The sequence below is a fragment of the Streptomyces sp. NPDC006265 genome (genome assembly GCF_040613555.1).
In the GTDB taxonomy this organism is placed as follows: Bacteria; Actinomycetota; Actinomycetes; order Streptomycetales; family Streptomycetaceae; genus Streptomyces.
In genome coordinates this window covers 1-14,217 of the sequence record NZ_JBEXSH010000134.1, presented here as the reverse complement: position 1 = coordinate 14,217, position 14,217 = coordinate 1, and the positions used below count along the sequence as shown (strand labels likewise).

Below are 14,217 nucleotides of genomic sequence, written 5' to 3'. Positions count from 1 at the left end.
GTTGTCGGGGGCCACTCGATTAACAGATCCGGTCAAACGTCCGCCTGCCGGGCAGTCACGCGAACGGGCGAAAGCGTGGATTACGCTCTGAGGCATGGCCGACGCACCGTACAAGCTGATCCTCCTCCGCCACGGCGAGAGCGAGTGGAACGCGAAGAACCTGTTCACCGGCTGGGTGGACGTCAATCTCAACGAGAAGGGCGAGAAGGAGGCAGTCCGCGGTGGCGAGCTCCTGAAGGACGCCGATCTCCTGCCCGACGTGGTCCACACGTCCCTCCAGAAGCGCGCGATCCGCACCGCGCAGCTGGCCCTGGAGGCCGCGGACCGCCACTGGATCCCGGTCCACCGCAGCTGGCGCCTCAACGAGCGCCACTACGGCGCCCTCCAGGGCAAGGACAAGGCCCAGACGCTCGCCGAGTTCGGCGAGGAGCAGTTCATGCTGTGGCGCCGGTCCTACGACACCCCGCCCCCGGCGCTGGACGTCGACGCCGAGTACTCCCAGTTCGCCGACCCGCGCTACGCGGCCCTCCCGCCGGAGCTGCGGCCGCGTACGGAGTGCCTGAAGGACGTCGTCGTCCGCATGCTCCCGTACTGGTTCGACGCGATCGTCCCCGACCTGCTGACCGGCCGCACGGTCCTGGTCGCGGCCCACGGCAACTCGCTCCGCGCCCTGGTCAAGCACCTGGACGGCATCTCCGACGCGGACATCGCGGGCCTCAACATCCCCACGGGCATCCCGCTCTCCTACGAGCTCGACGCCGACTTCAAGCCCCTCAACCCGGGCGGCACGTACCTGGACCCCGAGGCGGCGGCAGCGGCCATCGAGGCGGTCAAGAACCAGGGCAAGAAGAAGTAAGCAGAGCTGATCATGGCCCCTACCCGCGGTTTCTCCGCTGGCAGGGGCCTTGCTGCTGCGGTGGGACCGTCTCAGGGCCGGCAGCTGCTTGATCGGGCCGTGCTCAGTGATCGAGGAAGTCCGGCTCCGGCTGTTCCCCCGCTTCTGCATGTGCTCCCACCGCACGCAGGGCCGTGACGGCCGCCTCGGCGTCTTCCTGAGGCACGCCGACGAGGATCACGGCTGGGATCGGTGTTGCGGCCGAGGCGAGCGCCCGCGCGGGCCGGTGAAGATCAGCCGCTTCGTCACTCAGTTCTCGGCGTACTGCTGGAACGTGATGCCGTACCGCTCGCTCTCGACCCTGCTGGTTTTGCCGTCCTGGCCAACGTCAGTACCGGCTCACGCCGAGTCGGTGACGCGCGTGTAGGTGAGGAACAGCGCTCCGCTCTCCAGGACGGTGTGGTCCGTGAGTTGCCAGCGACGCGGTTCGAAGGTGGCGTTGCGGGAAAAGAGTGGGATCCCGGCACTGATCGTCAGGGACCCCGCCTTGAGGATCAGCTGATCGATCTCGGCGTACAGGGCATTGGCCAGTTCGGCACCACCGATCAACCAGATGTCCTTACCGTCCTCTTGCTTCAGCTCGCGCACCTTGGCCACCGGATCGTCCGCCACCAGTTCGACGGCAGGGTCCGGGCTCTCGGACAGGGTTCGTGAGAAAACGAGATGACGCAGGTGAGGGTAGGCGTCGGCGGTAATTCCGGCCGCGAGGCCGATCTCGTAGGTGCGCCGTCCTTCGAGGACGGTGTCAAAGCGTGCCCCTTCGGCCGTGACGGACAGTGCCGCCCGGGCTGGAGCGGGCAGAGTCTCCGGGTACTCGGTCACGATGTGCTGGAGGTAGTCGTCGGGGATCGGCCAGAAGCCGTTCGGGCCGGTGGGATCGGCGCCGTCCGGCCCGGCGATAAAGCCGTCGAGCGTGGTGGCTGTGTAGTAGACGAGCCTGCGCACGGATGGCCTTTCGTCGATTGGCTGCGATGGTGCGGCGGTATCGCATGAGGACCCGGGAAAAGCCTGTGCCTGAAGGTCGTACCACAGCCGTGCCCCATCCGTGTCCGGTCCTTCCGGTCCTCCGGGAAACCACGGGGAACAACGGCGGCGAGGTTGAGCCACCCTGTGCTCACGACGCGAACCCGCGGGCCGCGCGCAGGATGTCACCTGGGGCCGTCCCGCACTGGGCCCATGCGATACCGACACCTGCGTGCATGCGCACGACCTGGTCGTCCAGGCGGATCGGCTGGTGGATCCGGGACTGTATCGACACCGCGGCGGAGTGCGCCTCGGCATGGCCGAAGCCGTCGGCGAGGACGACGAACTCGTCACCGCCGTACCGGGCCACCGTGTCGCCGTCGCGTACGGCCTGACCGAGTCGCCGGGCGACCTCGACGAGGACGCCGTCCCCCGCGTCGTACCCGAAACGGGTGTTGATCGCCTTGAAGTCGCGGAGGGCGAAGAACACCACCGCCAGGCCGTGGGCGGTGTCGTCGCCCACGGGGGCCCATACGTGGGTGTGGGCGGTCGCGGCCTGGTCGGCGTGGTCGAGGTAGGGGTCGTCCATTCCCGCAGCGGCGGCGTCGGACCCGTGCTCTCGGAGTGCGCAGAGCCGGGCGTCTATACGGGCGTGCAGCTCTGCGGAGTTCGGCAGGCCGGTGAGGGCGTCGTGCGAGGCGCGGTGCGCGAGATCGAACTCGCGGCGCTTGCGCTCCTCGATGTCCTCGATGTGAGTGAGCAGGAAGCGGGGCCCGTCGGCGTGGTCCGCGACCACGCTGTTGCGCAGCGAGACCCACAGGTACGTCCCGTCGCGGCGCCCGAGGCGCAGTTCCGCGCGTCCGCCCTCCGCGGAGGTACGCAGCAGGGGGCCTATGTCCTCGGGGTGGACGAGGTCGGAGAACGAGTAGCGGCGCATGGCGGACGCCGGGCGGCCGAGCATGCGGCACAGCGCGTCGTTCGTCCGGAGGATGCGGCCGTGGCCGGCGTCGCCCATCTCGGCGATGGCCATACCGTTGGGCGCGTACTCGAAGGCCTGCCGGAAGGATTCCTCGCTGGCCCGCAGCGCCTGCTGTTCCCTTTCCTGTCTGACCAGTGCGCGTTGCATGTTGGCGCGCAGCCGGGCGTTGCTGATCGCGACGGCGGCCTGGAAGGCATACTCCTCCAGGTCCCGGCGTTCGTCCGGCCTGGGGCGGCGGCGGGTGAGGGGGTGGTCGACGGAGATCACGCCGAGCAGCTCACCGTGGGAGGCGCCGGAAGCGCTGCGGGCGTACATGGGGGCGAAGAGCCGGTCGGCCGGGTGCCACTCGTCCTCGAAGCGGGGGGCGGGGCCGTCGGCGTACCACTGCGGGACGTCGTCGTCGTCGAGGACCCAGCCCTCGGTGTGCGGTATGAACACAAGGTCGCCCCAGTGCTCGCCCATGCCGAGGCGGCGTTCCCAGGACTCGCGGGAGCCGACACGGCCGGTGATCTGCGCCTCGGCGGTGGAGTTGCCCGCGAAGGCGGCGACGACGAGGTCGCCGTCCGGGCGGACGAGGTTGACGCACGCCAGCTCGTACCCGAGCCCGGTCACGACTCCGTCGGCGACGATCTGCAGGGTGTCCGCGAGGCTGCGGGCGAGATGGAGGCCCTGGACCGCGGCCTGCAGATTGTGGCTCTTGTCGATGGCGAGCGCGCTGCGGGTGGCGAACTCGGCGGCGACCGACAGATCGGCGTCCTGGAAGGCCCGCTCGGCGGCGTGCCGCAGGAGGACCGCCGTGCCGATGATCCGCCTGCGACCGTGCAGGGGCACCAGGACGGTGTGGCCTCCGCCGGGTGTCCCATGCCCCTCACCGAGCAGTTCCGGCAGCGCGGCGCCACCGACCGGCGAGTCGGTGGCGACCGGCAGTGCCCCGTTCAGTACTTCGAAGAGCGCGCTGCCGGGGCGTACCTCGCACAGCGCGGCACCCCCTCCGGCGTGGAGCGGGTGCACCTGTTGCAGTCGCAGCACCAGCGGGCCCACTTGTTCCTCGTCGCCCACCGGGATCGGGTCCCGCAGATAGACCATGACCGCGTCGGCGACCGTGGGGACGACGGCCCGGCACAATCGCGTGACGATGTCCTCCGGGTCCCTCCCCCGGGTGATCCGGCGGGCCGCCTCGGAGATGTCCCCCTGGGGGTCGGCGGCCGGAGACCGTGGGGATTCGAGCGCGGGGAGGGATGTCTCCTGGCTGGTCGGCGGGTTGTTCGGGGTTGTCCCGGACAACTCGGAGGGTTGTCTCCCCAGGCTCTGCCGGACCTGCCCGGGCACGGAGACGCCGGCTTCCACGGAAGAGGCCGAGGGAAGCGAGGACGACCAGTAGCCCACCTCGTCGGCGGCCTGCTGGACGGCCTCGTGCTCCTCGTCGAGGACGGCGCGCGCCTTCTCCAGCGCACGGTCCACGTCGTCGAGCGCGGCGTCGTCGGAGCTGAGCGCGTGCAGATCGGGCCGGGACGGCAGCGGCGCCGGCTCCTGCGTCCGGGAGGGGCCCTCCTCTCCCATGCGGAGCCGCAACTCGGCGAGTTCGGCCTCCAGTTCGTGGATACGGCGGGCCGCGTGGTCGGCGACCTGCTGGGCGATGCCCCGCTCCCGCTCGGCGCGGACCAGTTGGTCGCGCAGTTCCGTCTCCTGTCGCTGTGCCCGTGAGAGGAGCTCGATCACCCCTTGGCCGTCAGGGAGTTCGACCGTCACCGACTCCAGCGCGTCGAGCCGACGCCTCAGCTCGGCGACCTTCGCCTGGGCCTGTCCGAGCATGACGAACAGCAACGTGGCGATCGACAGGGCCTGTTGCCGTCCATGCTCGCCGGCCTCGTAGGCCTGCCGGGCGCGCTGCATCTCCTGAAGGACCTCGATGGTGCGGTCCTTGGCCTCCAGCAACTCCCGGGCGGGCACCAGCTCCTGCGCTTCCGTGATCGCTGTGGGGTTCGTACCCGCCCGGTCCCACAGCGCCCTCGCCTCCCCGAGGCGTCGCCGGGAGAGGTCGGTCCGTTCGTCGGGGAAACACACGTCGGCCACGGCCTCGACGAGGTCCCACTCCAGCGACTGGCCGGACAGCCGTTCACGCAACCGGCGTAACTCGGGCACGGCCCCGGCGACGAAGTGCTCGGGAGTGAGGCGTGCGTGCAACTGACGTACGGAAACCGCTGTTTCGTCGAGCCAGGACCGCACCACCGCGACCAGCTGGTTGATCTCGACGCACGAGCCCCGGGCCGGTCCCCACGGCCGCCCCGCCCGTTTCCTGTCCCCGGTCACGCGTTCTCCCCCGTGGTTTGTTCGCCGGACAACCCCCTGTTGTCACCGGAGAATCATCCAACCGCCCCACCTGCGGTTCCGCCCGGCGATCGTCGTAATCCGTCATCGACACCACACGACCCAGGCGGTGCCTTCATGAAACACACCTTCCCGGCGTTCCTGCTCCTCGCGCTGGCGGTGGCCGTCCTCTTCTCCGTCGTCGCCGCGGCGATCGCCTTCGCCCTCGCCCGCTGGGAGGGAGCCGCGGTGCCGACGGCCCTGTCCCGCTGCGGCATCGCGTTCGCCGCGAGCCTCACCCTGTGCCTGGCCGTCTTCGCGGCATTGGACCGGACGTAGCGGAGCGGGCAGGGGACAGACGGGACGACGGGCCGAGCCCTGCCGCCGCCTTCGACGACGCCCGCGCCATCCCGACCGACCGACCGACCGGCCGGCCGCTCTGCTCGGCGGGGCGGATCGGCTGCCCGTCCGCGTCCCGCACGACGGCACGGACGGGTTCGGCGCAGCGTACTGGCGCCGCCCCCACGCCTCCCTCGGCCCGCAGGTCCGTGCCGGAACCTCCATGCTCGCCCAGACCGGAGAGGACGTCCTCGCTCCCGGCCTGGCCACACTCGCCGACGTCCTCGCGACTCGCCGCCGGCACGACTGCCGCGCCGACCTGCTCGCACTCGACACCACGGACGTCGGCTACCGACTCCTGGTGGCGGACGTCTGACGCCCACAAGCCCGATATTCGATGGCGGCCCCACTCCCCCCGGTCCACCATGCCCGCATGGTCTCAGGTGAGCACACCGGCGAAGCAGCGATACCAGAAGCCTCGGATACGACGCGGTGGACGCGGGCGACCGTCTACCCCGACATGTGGGTCGACCCCGACGACGACCCCCGCGAGACCGACGCCCAGCCCGCCGACGAACGCGGCATCCTCCTGGACCACCTGCGCAGCTACCGCCTCACGCTGGAGATGAAGTGCGCGGGCCTGAACGCCGAGCAGATGGCCCGGCGCTCCGCCCCGCCGTCGACGATGTCCCTGCTCGGGCTGGTACGGCACCTGACCGAGGAGGAGCGGCACGTCCGCCGGGTGATGGCCGGAGAGGACGCGCCGAAGCTGTACCGCACGGCGGAGGACCGGGACGGTGACTTCAACGGCGCGGTCGCCGACCCGGAGGTCGTGGACGCGGCCTGGCGGCAGTGGCGTACCGAGGTCGAGCGCACCGACCACTACCTGGCCGGCGTCACCGACCTCGCCACCCGCAACGCCGGCCACTCCGGCTTCGGCCCCGAACCCGGCGGACACCTCCGGCTTCGTGACCTCCTGGTCGCGCAGATCGGCGAGTACGCACGGCACTGCGGCCACGCCGACCTGCTGCGCGAACGCATCGACGGCCGCGTCGGGCAGTGAACGAAAACCGCTGAGAAAAAAACTTCGGCGGCGATGTCGAGAACCCGCGTCCGGCTCCGTCCCCGGGGTGAAGGCGGCCAGGATGGGTCGCACCGGCACCGAGGAGAAGACGATGGCCAAGTACCTGCTTCTGAAGCACTACCGCGGCGCCCCGGCAGCGGTCAACGACGTGCCCATGGACCACTGGACGCCGGAGGAGATCTCCGCGCACATCCAGTACATGAACGACTTCGCGGCCCGGCTGGAGAAGACCGGCGAGTTCGTCGACGGTCAGGCGCTCGCCCCCGAGGGCGCGTGGGTCCGGTACGACGGTGAGGGGCGCCCGCCGGTCACCGACGGCCCGTTCGCCGAGACCAAGGACCTCATCGCCGGCTGGATGATCATCGACGTCGACAGCTACGAGCGTGCCGTCGAGCTGGCCGGGGAGCTGTCCGCGGCCCCCGGCGCGGGCGGCAAGCCGATCCACGAGTGGCTGGAGGTGCGTCCGTTCCTGACCGCGCCGCCCACCATTCCGGAGTGCTCCGTCCATGGATGAGGCACTGCTCCGCAGCCTCACCCCGACCGTGCTCACCGTCCTCGTCCGCCGCGGAGCCGACTTCGCGGCGGCCGAGGACGCCGTGCAGGACGCGCTCATCGAGGCGCTCCGCGTGTGGCCGGCCGGCCCTCCGAGGGACGCGAAGGGCTGGCTGGTCACCGTGGCCTGGCGCAAGTTCCTCGACCAGGCGCGGGCGGACAGCGCCCGCCGCCGGCGTGAGGACCGGGTCGACGAGGAGCCGGCGCCCGGGCCCACGCCCGACGCCGACGACACGCTCCAGCTCTACTTCCTGTGCGCCCACCCCTCGCTGACACCGTCGTCGGCGGTCGCGCTCACGCTGCGCGCCGTCGGCGGGCTCACCACGCGGCAGATCGCCGAGGCCTACCTGGTGCCCGAGGCAACCATGGCGCAGCGCATCAGCCGTGCCAAGCGCACCGTCTCCGGCGTGCGGTTCGACCAGCCCGGCGATGTCGCGACCGTGCTGCGCGTGCTCTACCTGGTCTTCAACGAGGGCTACTCCGGCGACATCGACCTCGCCGCCGAGGCCATCCGGCTCACCCGGCAGCTCGCGGGCACGATCGACCACCCCGAGGTGGCCGGGCTGCTGGCGCTCATGCTGCTGCACCACGCCCGGCGCGCCGGCCGTACCGCGCCCGACGGCAGCCTGGTGCCGCTCGCCGAGCAGGACCGCAGCCGGTGGGACACCGCGTCGATCGCCGAGGGCATCGGGATCCTTCAGGCGGCACTCGCCCGCGACCGGCTGGGCGAGTTTCAGGCGCAGGCCGCCATCGCGGCACTCCACGCCGACGCGTTCACCGCCGAGGAGACCGACTGGGTGCAGATCGTGGAGTGGTACGACGAACTGCTGCGCCTGACGGACAACCCGGTCGTGCGGCTCAACCGCGCGGTGGCCGTGGGCGAGGCCGACGGCCCGCGCGCCGGACTGGCGGCGCTCGCGGCACTGGACGACTCGCTGCCCCGCCACACCGCTGTGGCGGCGTACCTCCACGAGCGCGACGGCGACCCGGAAACGGCCGCCCGCCTGTACGCCGAGGCGGCCCGCAAGGCTCCCAACCTCGCCGAACGCGACTACCTGACCCGCCAGGCGGCCCGCCTCAACGCCGACCGGCGCCACTGACGGGCCGCGTGCGGCAGGTCACCGCACGGTCAACGGCACAGGGTGCACCTCGTCCGCCTTGTGCCCGGCGCGCTCGTGAATGCGCTGGACGGCTTCGGCCGATGGGGCTTCGGAGAGGCAGTAGACGTGGCCGGACTCCGGGTCCGCCCAGGCCATCTCGAAGTGGACCTGCTCGTCCTCCTCTATCGCGAGGTCCGCGTTGTGGGCTTCACGCAGCTGTTCCTCCGTGATGCCTTCCATGCCGCGGTGGACATCCATGAACTTGGGCATGCCTCGCGTCTCCTTCCCGGCACGGCGCTCACCCGCGCCGCCTTGCCTCCCTCTCATGCTCCGCCCGTACGGCCACCCGGGCGACCCCAGGCCCTGGCCCCGACCGCCGACCCACGCCGTAGGGCCCGGCGAGATCGCCGGGCCCTACAGGTCGTACGAACGTCAACGCGCCGCCGTCAGCCGCACTGGCAGGGGCTGCCCGACTGACACCCGCAGCCGCAGCCCGAGCCGCAGCCGCACGCGGCGATCAGGGGCAGGCTCCTGATCTCGGCGGGCTGCTCGGTCTCGCGTTGCCGGGCGGGGTCGGGCGTCGTACTGGGGGATTCGGCCATGGGTCCCTCCTCGAGGCTGGTGCCTGTGCCCATTGGATGCCCGTTCCGCTGGGCGCATCAACGGCGCACTGAGGCGCCCACCCGCCCCGGCCGGTCCCCGGCCGCCCCTGCCCGGCACCGTGCACCCCGCCCCGCCCGGCACCCGGCACCCGCCCCGTCAGGCGCTCTCGGCCCCCGAGACCGCCTGGATCTCCGGCTGCGAGTCCGTCTGGAGCTCGTCCGCGTGCTCACCCGTCACCAGGTACACCACGCGCTTGGCGACCGACACGGCGTGGTCGGCGAACCGCTCGTAGTAGCGGCCGAGCAGCGTGACGTCCACGGCCGTCTCGATGCCGTGCTTCCAGCGGTCGTCCATCAGGTGCTGGAAGAGGGTGCGGTGCAGCAGGTCCATCTCGTCGTCGTCCTGCTCCAGCTGGAGCGCCAGGTCGACGTCCTTGGTGATGATCACCTCGGCGGCCTTCGCCATCAGGCGCTGCGCGAGCTGGCCCATCTCCAGGATGGTGGCGTGCAGGTCGCTCGGGACCGCGCGGTCCGGGTAGCGCAGGCGCGCGAGCTTCGCCACGTGCTGGGCGAGGTCGCCCGAGCGCTCCAGATCGGCCGACATCCGCAGCGACGTGACGACGATGCGCAGATCCGTCGCCACCGGCTGCTGCCGTGCCAGCAGGGCTATGGCCCGGGCCTCCAGGTCGTGCTGGAGTTCGTCGACCTTCTGGTCGGCCTCGATGACGGCCTCGGCCAGCTTCAGATCGGAGTCGAGCATGGCGGTCGTGGCGCGCCCGATCGCCGACCCGACCAGCCGGGCCATCTCCACCAGACTGTCGCTTATCGAGTCCAGTTCCTCGTGGTACGCGTCCCGCATCAGGCTTTCCCTCTCGTGCGTCTGTGTCGGGGGTTCATCGGGCCGGGGCCCGCCGAACAAGCCGGGGCCCGCCGAACAACCGGCGGTACGACCGTCGCATTACCGGCGGTCCGAACCCCACGCTCCCACGTTCCGCCCCGTACGCGTCCGTTTCCGTCATCCCGAATGAACCAATACTGGCTCCAAGGTGAACTCTGGGCGACGAGTGTTCGAGCTCGCACCCCGACGGCTGTGGAGGGGACCCGGGCCATGCCTAACCTGGGAGCATGGACGTGAACGCGGCGGTCGCCGCAGCGGCAGCGATCACCGGCGTGCTCACCGGTGTCATCGCCGTACTGGCGTTCCGGTGGAGTGAGCGCGAGCAGAAGCGCCCCACCCGTAGCTCCCTGCACACCGACGCGGTACTCCCGCCGGGCGTGGACACCGTCCTGTCGGTCCTCAGGTCGTCCGCCGTCGTCCTCGACGAGGCGGACGCCGTGGTCAAGGCCAGCTCGGCGGCGTACGCCCTCGGCCTGGTCCGCGGCGGCAAGCTCGCCGTCGATCCGATGCTGCAGATGGCCCGGGACACCCGGCGGGACGGCGAGATACGCCAGGTCGAGCTCGACCTGCCACGGCGCGGCACCGGACGCGGAGAGGCCCTGGCCGTCTCCGCGCGGGTCGCGCCGCTCGGCTCCCGGCTGGTGCTGCTGCTTGTGGAGGACCTGACCGAGGCCCGCCGCATCGAGGCGGTCCGGCGCGACTTCGTCGCCAACGTGAGCCACGAGCTGAAGACGCCGGTGGGTGCCCTCTCGCTGCTCTCCGAGGCCGTGATGGACGCCTCCGACGACCCCGAGGCCGTCGAGCGCTTCGCCGGGCGCATGCAGATCGAGGCCACCCGGCTGACCAGCCTGGTGCAGGAGCTCATCGACCTCTCACGGGTGCAGAACGACGACCCGCTGGAGGACGCCGAGCCGGTCCGCGTCGACGAGCTCGTCGCCGAGGCCATCGACCGCTGCCGGCACCAGGCCGGCGCGAAACAGATCACCATGGCCTCGAATGTCTGGGCGCCCGAAGGGCCCGATCAGGGTGGTGGCGGGCGACGGGAGGGCGGCCCCGCTGACCTGCACGTATGGGGACACCGCGGCCAGCTCGCCGCCGCCCTCGGCAACCTCGTCGAGAACGCGGTCAACTACTCGCCCGCCCGCACCCGCGTCGGCATAGCGGCCCGCAGCGTGAACGCGCCCGGCGGGGACCACATCGAGATCGCCGTCACCGACCAGGGCATCGGCATCTCCGACAAGGACAAGGAGCGCATCTTCGAGCGCTTCTACCGCGTCGACCCGGCCCGCTCCCGTGCCACCGGTGGTACGGGACTGGGGCTGGCGATCGTGAAGCACGTGGCCGCCTCGCACGGCGGGGAGGTCGCGGTGTGGAGCGCCGAAGGCCAGGGCTCCACCTTCACCCTGCGGCTGCCGGAGGCCGGTACGGCCCGCGACCACGCACATCAGCAGCCCGCCCGACACGAGCGCGCAGGAGGCGCGGGCCTCGACGAGGAGGCCGGGCGGTCCACCCCCACATCCCCCGAATCAACCGCGTACGAACCGCTTCCCGCCCCGGAGGTCCTTCCGTGACCCGAGTGCTCGTCGTCGAGGACGAGGAGTCCTTCTCCGACGCCCTGTCGTACATGCTCCGCAAGGAGGGCTTCGAGGTCGCCGTCGCGACCACCGGGCCCGACGGACTCGACGAGTTCGAGCGCAATGGCGCCGACCTCGTCCTGCTCGATCTGATGCTGCCCGGCCTGCCGGGCACCGAGGTGTGCCGCCAGCTGCGCGGCCGCTCCAACGTCCCCGTCATCATGGTGACCGCCAAGGACAGTGAGATCGACAAGGTCGTCGGGCTGGAGATAGGAGCCGACGACTACGTCACCAAGCCGTTCTCCTCGCGCGAGCTGGTCGCGCGCATCCGTGCCGTGCTGCGCCGCCGCGGCGAGCCCGAGGAGGTCACCCCGGCGGCCCTGGAGGCCGGTCCGGTCCGTATGGACGTCGACCGGCACGTGGTCACCGTCGGCGGCACCAAGATCGACCTGCCGCTGAAGGAGTTCGACCTGCTGGAGATGCTGCTGCGCAACGCCGGCCGCGTCCTGACCCGCATGCAGCTCATCGACCGCGTCTGGGGTGCCGACTACGTCGGCGACACCAAGACCCTCGACGTCCACGTCAAGCGGCTGCGCGCCAAGATCGAGCCGGACCCGGGCGCCCCGCGCTACCTGGTGACGGTCCGCGGCCTCGGCTACAAGTTCGAGCCGTAGACCGGCCGCGCACGACGGTACGACGAAGGGCGGGACCTCTCCTCGGAGAGGTCCCGCCCTCGGTTCTACGACTGCTCAGTGCCCGGCGTCCGCGCTCGCCGAGGCCGCGTCGGTCGGCGTGCCGGACGCCTGGCCACCCGGCGTCTCGCCCGCGGGGCTCTCCGGCGCGCCCGACCCACCCTCGGCCGGGGAACCGGACGGGGACGCCGACGCGCCCGGGACCTCGGACGGGCCCCACTCCTTGAAGTGGTGTTCGGCGGGGACGACGAACGCGCGCAGGCTCACGGCACCCGTCCTGCTGAAGGTGAAGGTCACCTTCTGGGCGTTTCCGTCCTGCACGGCCTCACGGCTGTTCGGCAGCATCGCCGTGGCGTTGTTCGCGCCGCCCAGGATCAGCGAGCCGCCGGGCGGGATGCTGAGGCTGCCGCCCTTGGCGGGCTTGAGCTCGGCGGTCTTGCCGGTGCCGGGGAGGGTGATGGACTCCAGCGTCTCGGCGCTCTTGCCGGAGTTGAACAGGGTCGCGGAGACCGCGGCCGGGCCCGTCGACTCGAGGTCGGGCTGCGTGATCACGATCGCGTTCTGGACCTTGATGTCACCGACGCTCGTGGCCGCGTTGTCCGGCTGGATCTCCAGGGTCTGGGCGTTGTTGCCGGCGCCGCACGCGGCGAGCGAGGCGATCGAGAACGCGGTGACGACGGTGGCGAGGGCACCGCGTCGAAGGCTGCTGCTCACGGCGGCGGCAACTCCTTGACTCGAGCGGAGCGGCCGGAAAAGCCGCCCTAAGTGTCTGTCAGCGGGCCTTAGGTTACCGAGCCGTCCGCGTCCGGCCGCACCCGACCCCCCGTCACCGGTGATCCCGCCTCAGTCACACATGACTCACGGGTCACATTGACGCGGTGCCCGTCCGGCATTCACATAAGAGCCCCGGGGAGTCCCGCAAATGTTCGTGACGGAATGCGCGGAGCGCCTCGGAATTGATCATCGGCGACCGGCGGGGGCGACTCGTGATCAATTCCGGATTCGACCGGAACCCGACTCGGGCCTCCGAACGGAGTAGCGGAAGTCGATCATACGGAACCGGACATATGGGGATGTTCGGCCTTCTGGAGGATGCTCCGGATGCGTGTACCGTACGCGTTTCGCTCCCCCCGGACAGCCGCTCTCACCTGCGAATACCTTCTTCCACTCCCTGTCCGAAGCACGTTCCTGTTGGAGTTGTCAAGCCCCGAGATATGCCCTGACCTGCGAAAACGCCATTCAGAACCCGCAGTTTCCGTGTTACTCTGGATAGCCACGGAAGGGGTACCTGTCACATGACGTTCAAGGTTGGCGACACCGTGGTCTATCCCCATCACGGGGCCGCGCTGATCGAGGCCATCGAAACTCGCCAGATCAAAGGCGTGGACAAGACCTACTTGGTGCTGAAGGTCGCCCAGGGTGACCTGACGGTACGTGTGCCAGCGGACAATGCGGAGTTCGTCGGCGTGCGTGATGTGGTCGGTCAGGACGGGCTGGACCGGGTCTTCGAGGTGCTGCGTGCACCGTACGCCGAGGAGCCCACGAACTGGTCCCGTCGATACAAGGCAAACCTGGAGAAACTCGCCTCGGGCGATGTCATCAAGGTCGCGGAAGTGGTGCGTGACCTGTGGCGTCGTGAGCGCGAGCGTGGACTCTCCGCCGGTGAGAAGCGCATGCTCGCCAAGGCCCGCCAGATCCTGGTGAGCGAGCTGGCTCTCGCGGAGAACACCAACGAGGACAAGGCCGAAGCTCTGCTCGACGAGGTTCTCGCCTCCTGAGGCGAAGCCCGTCGCTCAGCGCTGTGCTGATCAAGGCTGCTGATCAAGCGCGCGCCTGCACATCGAAATGCCGCGGTGCCCGATGACGAATTCCTGTCGCCGGGCGCTGCGGCATGTTCGTATCCCGATGCCGATGCGATGCACCGCCACCCCGGGATGTGTTATCACTCACGCCCCGGTTGTTTGTCCGGCGTGCCGGGCCCGGGCACCGGCTCGACCGGCGTCACGGAAGGGTCCGGTCGAGCGCGTCGCGCCCGGCACTCCTCCAGGCCATACCCACGCCAGGCCAGCACACAAACCTGACAGGAACCGATGTCTGACGATTCGCGTCCCGCACCGCCCGCCGGCACCTCCGCGGCCCGTACGGTGGCCGTGATCCCGGCCGCCGGCCGGGGTGTCCGGCTCGGCCCGGGCGCCCCCAAGGCACTCCGTGCGCTGGGCGGCACCCCCCTGC

General features: G+C 70.6%; 15 protein-coding genes and 1 pseudogene. 10 read left to right on the top strand and 6 right to left on the bottom strand.

Annotated features, from left to right (window positions below; all coding sequences use genetic code 11):
• The first annotated feature begins 94 nt into the window (after nucleotides 1-94).
• On the top strand, nucleotides 95-856 hold the full coding sequence (locus ABZ281_RS14000; protein WP_356655253.1) for a phosphoglyceromutase: 762 nt from the start codon (nucleotides 95-97) through the stop codon (nucleotides 854-856).
• Nucleotides 857-1,234: 378 nt separating this feature from the next.
• Here ABZ281_RS14000 and ABZ281_RS13995 read toward each other — a convergent pair whose 3' ends face one another.
• Both ABZ281_RS13995 and cdgB read right to left on the bottom strand, forming a co-directional pair.
• Nucleotides 1,235-1,840 carry a dihydrofolate reductase family protein gene (locus ABZ281_RS13995; protein WP_356655251.1) on the bottom strand — a complete coding sequence of 202 codons (606 nt, stop codon included), beginning with the start codon at nucleotides 1,838-1,840 and terminating at the stop codon, nucleotides 1,235-1,237.
• 169 nt (nucleotides 1,841-2,009) lie between these two features.
• Complete coding sequence (gene cdgB / locus ABZ281_RS13990; RefSeq protein WP_356655255.1) at nucleotides 2,010-3,542, bottom strand: diguanylate cyclase CdgB; 1,533 nt, start codon at nucleotides 3,540-3,542, stop codon at nucleotides 2,010-2,012.
• A gap of 1,740 nt (nucleotides 3,543-5,282) precedes the next feature.
• On the opposite strand from cdgB, the gene ABZ281_RS13985 reads away from it, so the two are divergent.
• The 5 genes from ABZ281_RS13985 (at nucleotide 5,283) to ABZ281_RS13965 (ending at nucleotide 8,219) form a co-directional block, all read left to right on the top strand.
• Entirely contained in the window at nucleotides 5,283-5,483 is a 201-nt protein-coding gene (locus ABZ281_RS13985) for a hypothetical protein (protein WP_298558359.1), read from the top strand.
• Nucleotides 5,484-5,706: 223 nt separating this feature from the next.
• On the top strand, nucleotides 5,707-5,859 hold the full coding sequence (locus ABZ281_RS13980; RefSeq protein ID WP_356655249.1) for a hypothetical protein: 153 nt from the start codon (nucleotides 5,707-5,709) through the stop codon (nucleotides 5,857-5,859).
• A gap of 57 nt (nucleotides 5,860-5,916) precedes the next feature.
• Nucleotides 5,917-6,546 carry a DinB family protein gene (locus tag ABZ281_RS13975; RefSeq protein ID WP_356655247.1) on the top strand — a complete coding sequence of 210 codons (630 nt, stop codon included), beginning with the start codon at nucleotides 5,917-5,919 and terminating at the stop codon, nucleotides 6,544-6,546.
• Between the two features lie 112 nt (nucleotides 6,547-6,658).
• Complete coding sequence (locus ABZ281_RS13970) at nucleotides 6,659-7,081, top strand: YciI family protein (protein ID WP_030849154.1); 423 nt, start codon at nucleotides 6,659-6,661, stop codon at nucleotides 7,079-7,081.
• Nucleotides 7,074-8,219 (top strand): DUF6596 domain-containing protein, encoded by a 1,146-nt coding sequence (locus ABZ281_RS13965; protein ID WP_356655245.1) that lies wholly within the window; start codon nucleotides 7,074-7,076, stop codon nucleotides 8,217-8,219. Before ABZ281_RS13970 ends, ABZ281_RS13965 begins: the two co-directional genes overlap by 8 nt.
• 18 nt (nucleotides 8,220-8,237) lie before the next feature.
• On the opposite strand, the gene ABZ281_RS13960 is transcribed toward ABZ281_RS13965, so the two are convergent.
• From ABZ281_RS13960 to phoU, 3 genes are all read right to left on the bottom strand, one after another.
• Nucleotides 8,238-8,489, bottom strand: coding sequence for an SCO4226 family nickel-binding protein (locus ABZ281_RS13960; protein ID WP_356655243.1), 252 nt, complete (start codon nucleotides 8,487-8,489; stop codon nucleotides 8,238-8,240).
• A 176-nt stretch (nucleotides 8,490-8,665) separates the two neighbouring features.
• Nucleotides 8,666-8,821, bottom strand: a complete 156-nt coding sequence (locus ABZ281_RS13955) for a hypothetical protein (RefSeq protein ID WP_167345925.1) — start codon at nucleotides 8,819-8,821, stop codon at nucleotides 8,666-8,668.
• Nucleotides 8,822-8,978: 157 nt separating this feature from the next.
• On the bottom strand, nucleotides 8,979-9,680 hold the full coding sequence (phoU, locus tag ABZ281_RS13950; protein ID WP_142162494.1) for a phosphate signaling complex protein PhoU: 702 nt from the start codon (nucleotides 9,678-9,680) through the stop codon (nucleotides 8,979-8,981).
• 266 nt (nucleotides 9,681-9,946) lie between these two features.
• Between phoU and ABZ281_RS13945 the strand changes: the two genes are divergently transcribed.
• Together ABZ281_RS13945 and ABZ281_RS13940 are read left to right on the top strand one after the other, a co-directional pair.
• Nucleotides 9,947-11,290: an ATP-binding protein gene (locus ABZ281_RS13945; RefSeq protein ID WP_356655240.1), complete on the top strand. Its 1,344-nt coding sequence runs from the start codon at nucleotides 9,947-9,949 to the stop codon at nucleotides 11,288-11,290.
• Nucleotides 11,287-11,967, top strand: coding sequence for a response regulator transcription factor (locus tag ABZ281_RS13940; RefSeq protein ID WP_030243122.1), 681 nt, complete (start codon nucleotides 11,287-11,289; stop codon nucleotides 11,965-11,967). The genes ABZ281_RS13945 and ABZ281_RS13940 overlap by 4 nt, the downstream gene beginning before the upstream one ends.
• Nucleotides 11,968-12,042: 75 nt before the next feature.
• Here the strand turns inward: ABZ281_RS13940 and ABZ281_RS13935 are convergent, their stop codons facing one another.
• A complete protein-coding gene (locus ABZ281_RS13935; RefSeq protein ID WP_356655238.1) occupies nucleotides 12,043-12,699 on the bottom strand; it encodes a DUF461 domain-containing protein in 657 nt (218 codons plus the stop codon).
• A 581-nt stretch (nucleotides 12,700-13,280) separates the two neighbouring features.
• Here ABZ281_RS13935 and ABZ281_RS13930 point away from each other — a divergent pair.
• Both ABZ281_RS13930 and ABZ281_RS13925 read left to right on the top strand, forming a co-directional pair.
• Entirely contained in the window at nucleotides 13,281-13,763 is a 483-nt protein-coding gene (locus tag ABZ281_RS13930; protein ID WP_003953493.1) for a CarD family transcriptional regulator, read from the top strand.
• 312 nt (nucleotides 13,764-14,075) lie between these two features.
• Nucleotides 14,076-14,217: pseudogene (locus tag ABZ281_RS13925) on the top strand (2-C-methyl-D-erythritol 4-phosphate cytidylyltransferase); the annotation flags it as partial.

Excerpts from the sequence above, each read along its gene's own strand:
- phoU (WP_142162494.1), bottom strand. The coding sequence starts at position 9,680 with ATGCGGGACGCGTACCACGAGGAACTGGACTCGATAAGCGACAGTCTG.
- ABZ281_RS13945 (WP_356655240.1), top strand. The coding sequence starts at position 9,947 with ATGGACGTGAACGCGGCGGTCGCCGCAGCGGCAGCGATCACCGGCGTG.
- ABZ281_RS13930 (WP_003953493.1), top strand. The coding sequence starts at position 13,281 with ATGACGTTCAAGGTTGGCGACACCGTGGTCTATCCCCATCACGGGGCC.
- ABZ281_RS13960 (WP_356655243.1), bottom strand. The coding sequence starts at position 8,489 with ATGCCCAAGTTCATGGATGTCCACCGCGGCATGGAAGGCATCACGGAG.
- ABZ281_RS13975 (WP_356655247.1), top strand. The coding sequence starts at position 5,917 with ATGGTCTCAGGTGAGCACACCGGCGAAGCAGCGATACCAGAAGCCTCG.
- ABZ281_RS14000 (WP_356655253.1), top strand. The coding sequence starts at position 95 with ATGGCCGACGCACCGTACAAGCTGATCCTCCTCCGCCACGGCGAGAGC.
- ABZ281_RS13980 (WP_356655249.1), top strand. The coding sequence starts at position 5,707 with ATGCTCGCCCAGACCGGAGAGGACGTCCTCGCTCCCGGCCTGGCCACA.
- ABZ281_RS13970 (WP_030849154.1), top strand. The coding sequence starts at position 6,659 with ATGGCCAAGTACCTGCTTCTGAAGCACTACCGCGGCGCCCCGGCAGCG.
- ABZ281_RS13955 (WP_167345925.1), bottom strand. The coding sequence starts at position 8,821 with ATGGCCGAATCCCCCAGTACGACGCCCGACCCCGCCCGGCAACGCGAG.
- ABZ281_RS13965 (WP_356655245.1), top strand. The coding sequence starts at position 7,074 with ATGGATGAGGCACTGCTCCGCAGCCTCACCCCGACCGTGCTCACCGTC.
- ABZ281_RS13985 (WP_298558359.1), top strand. The coding sequence starts at position 5,283 with ATGAAACACACCTTCCCGGCGTTCCTGCTCCTCGCGCTGGCGGTGGCC.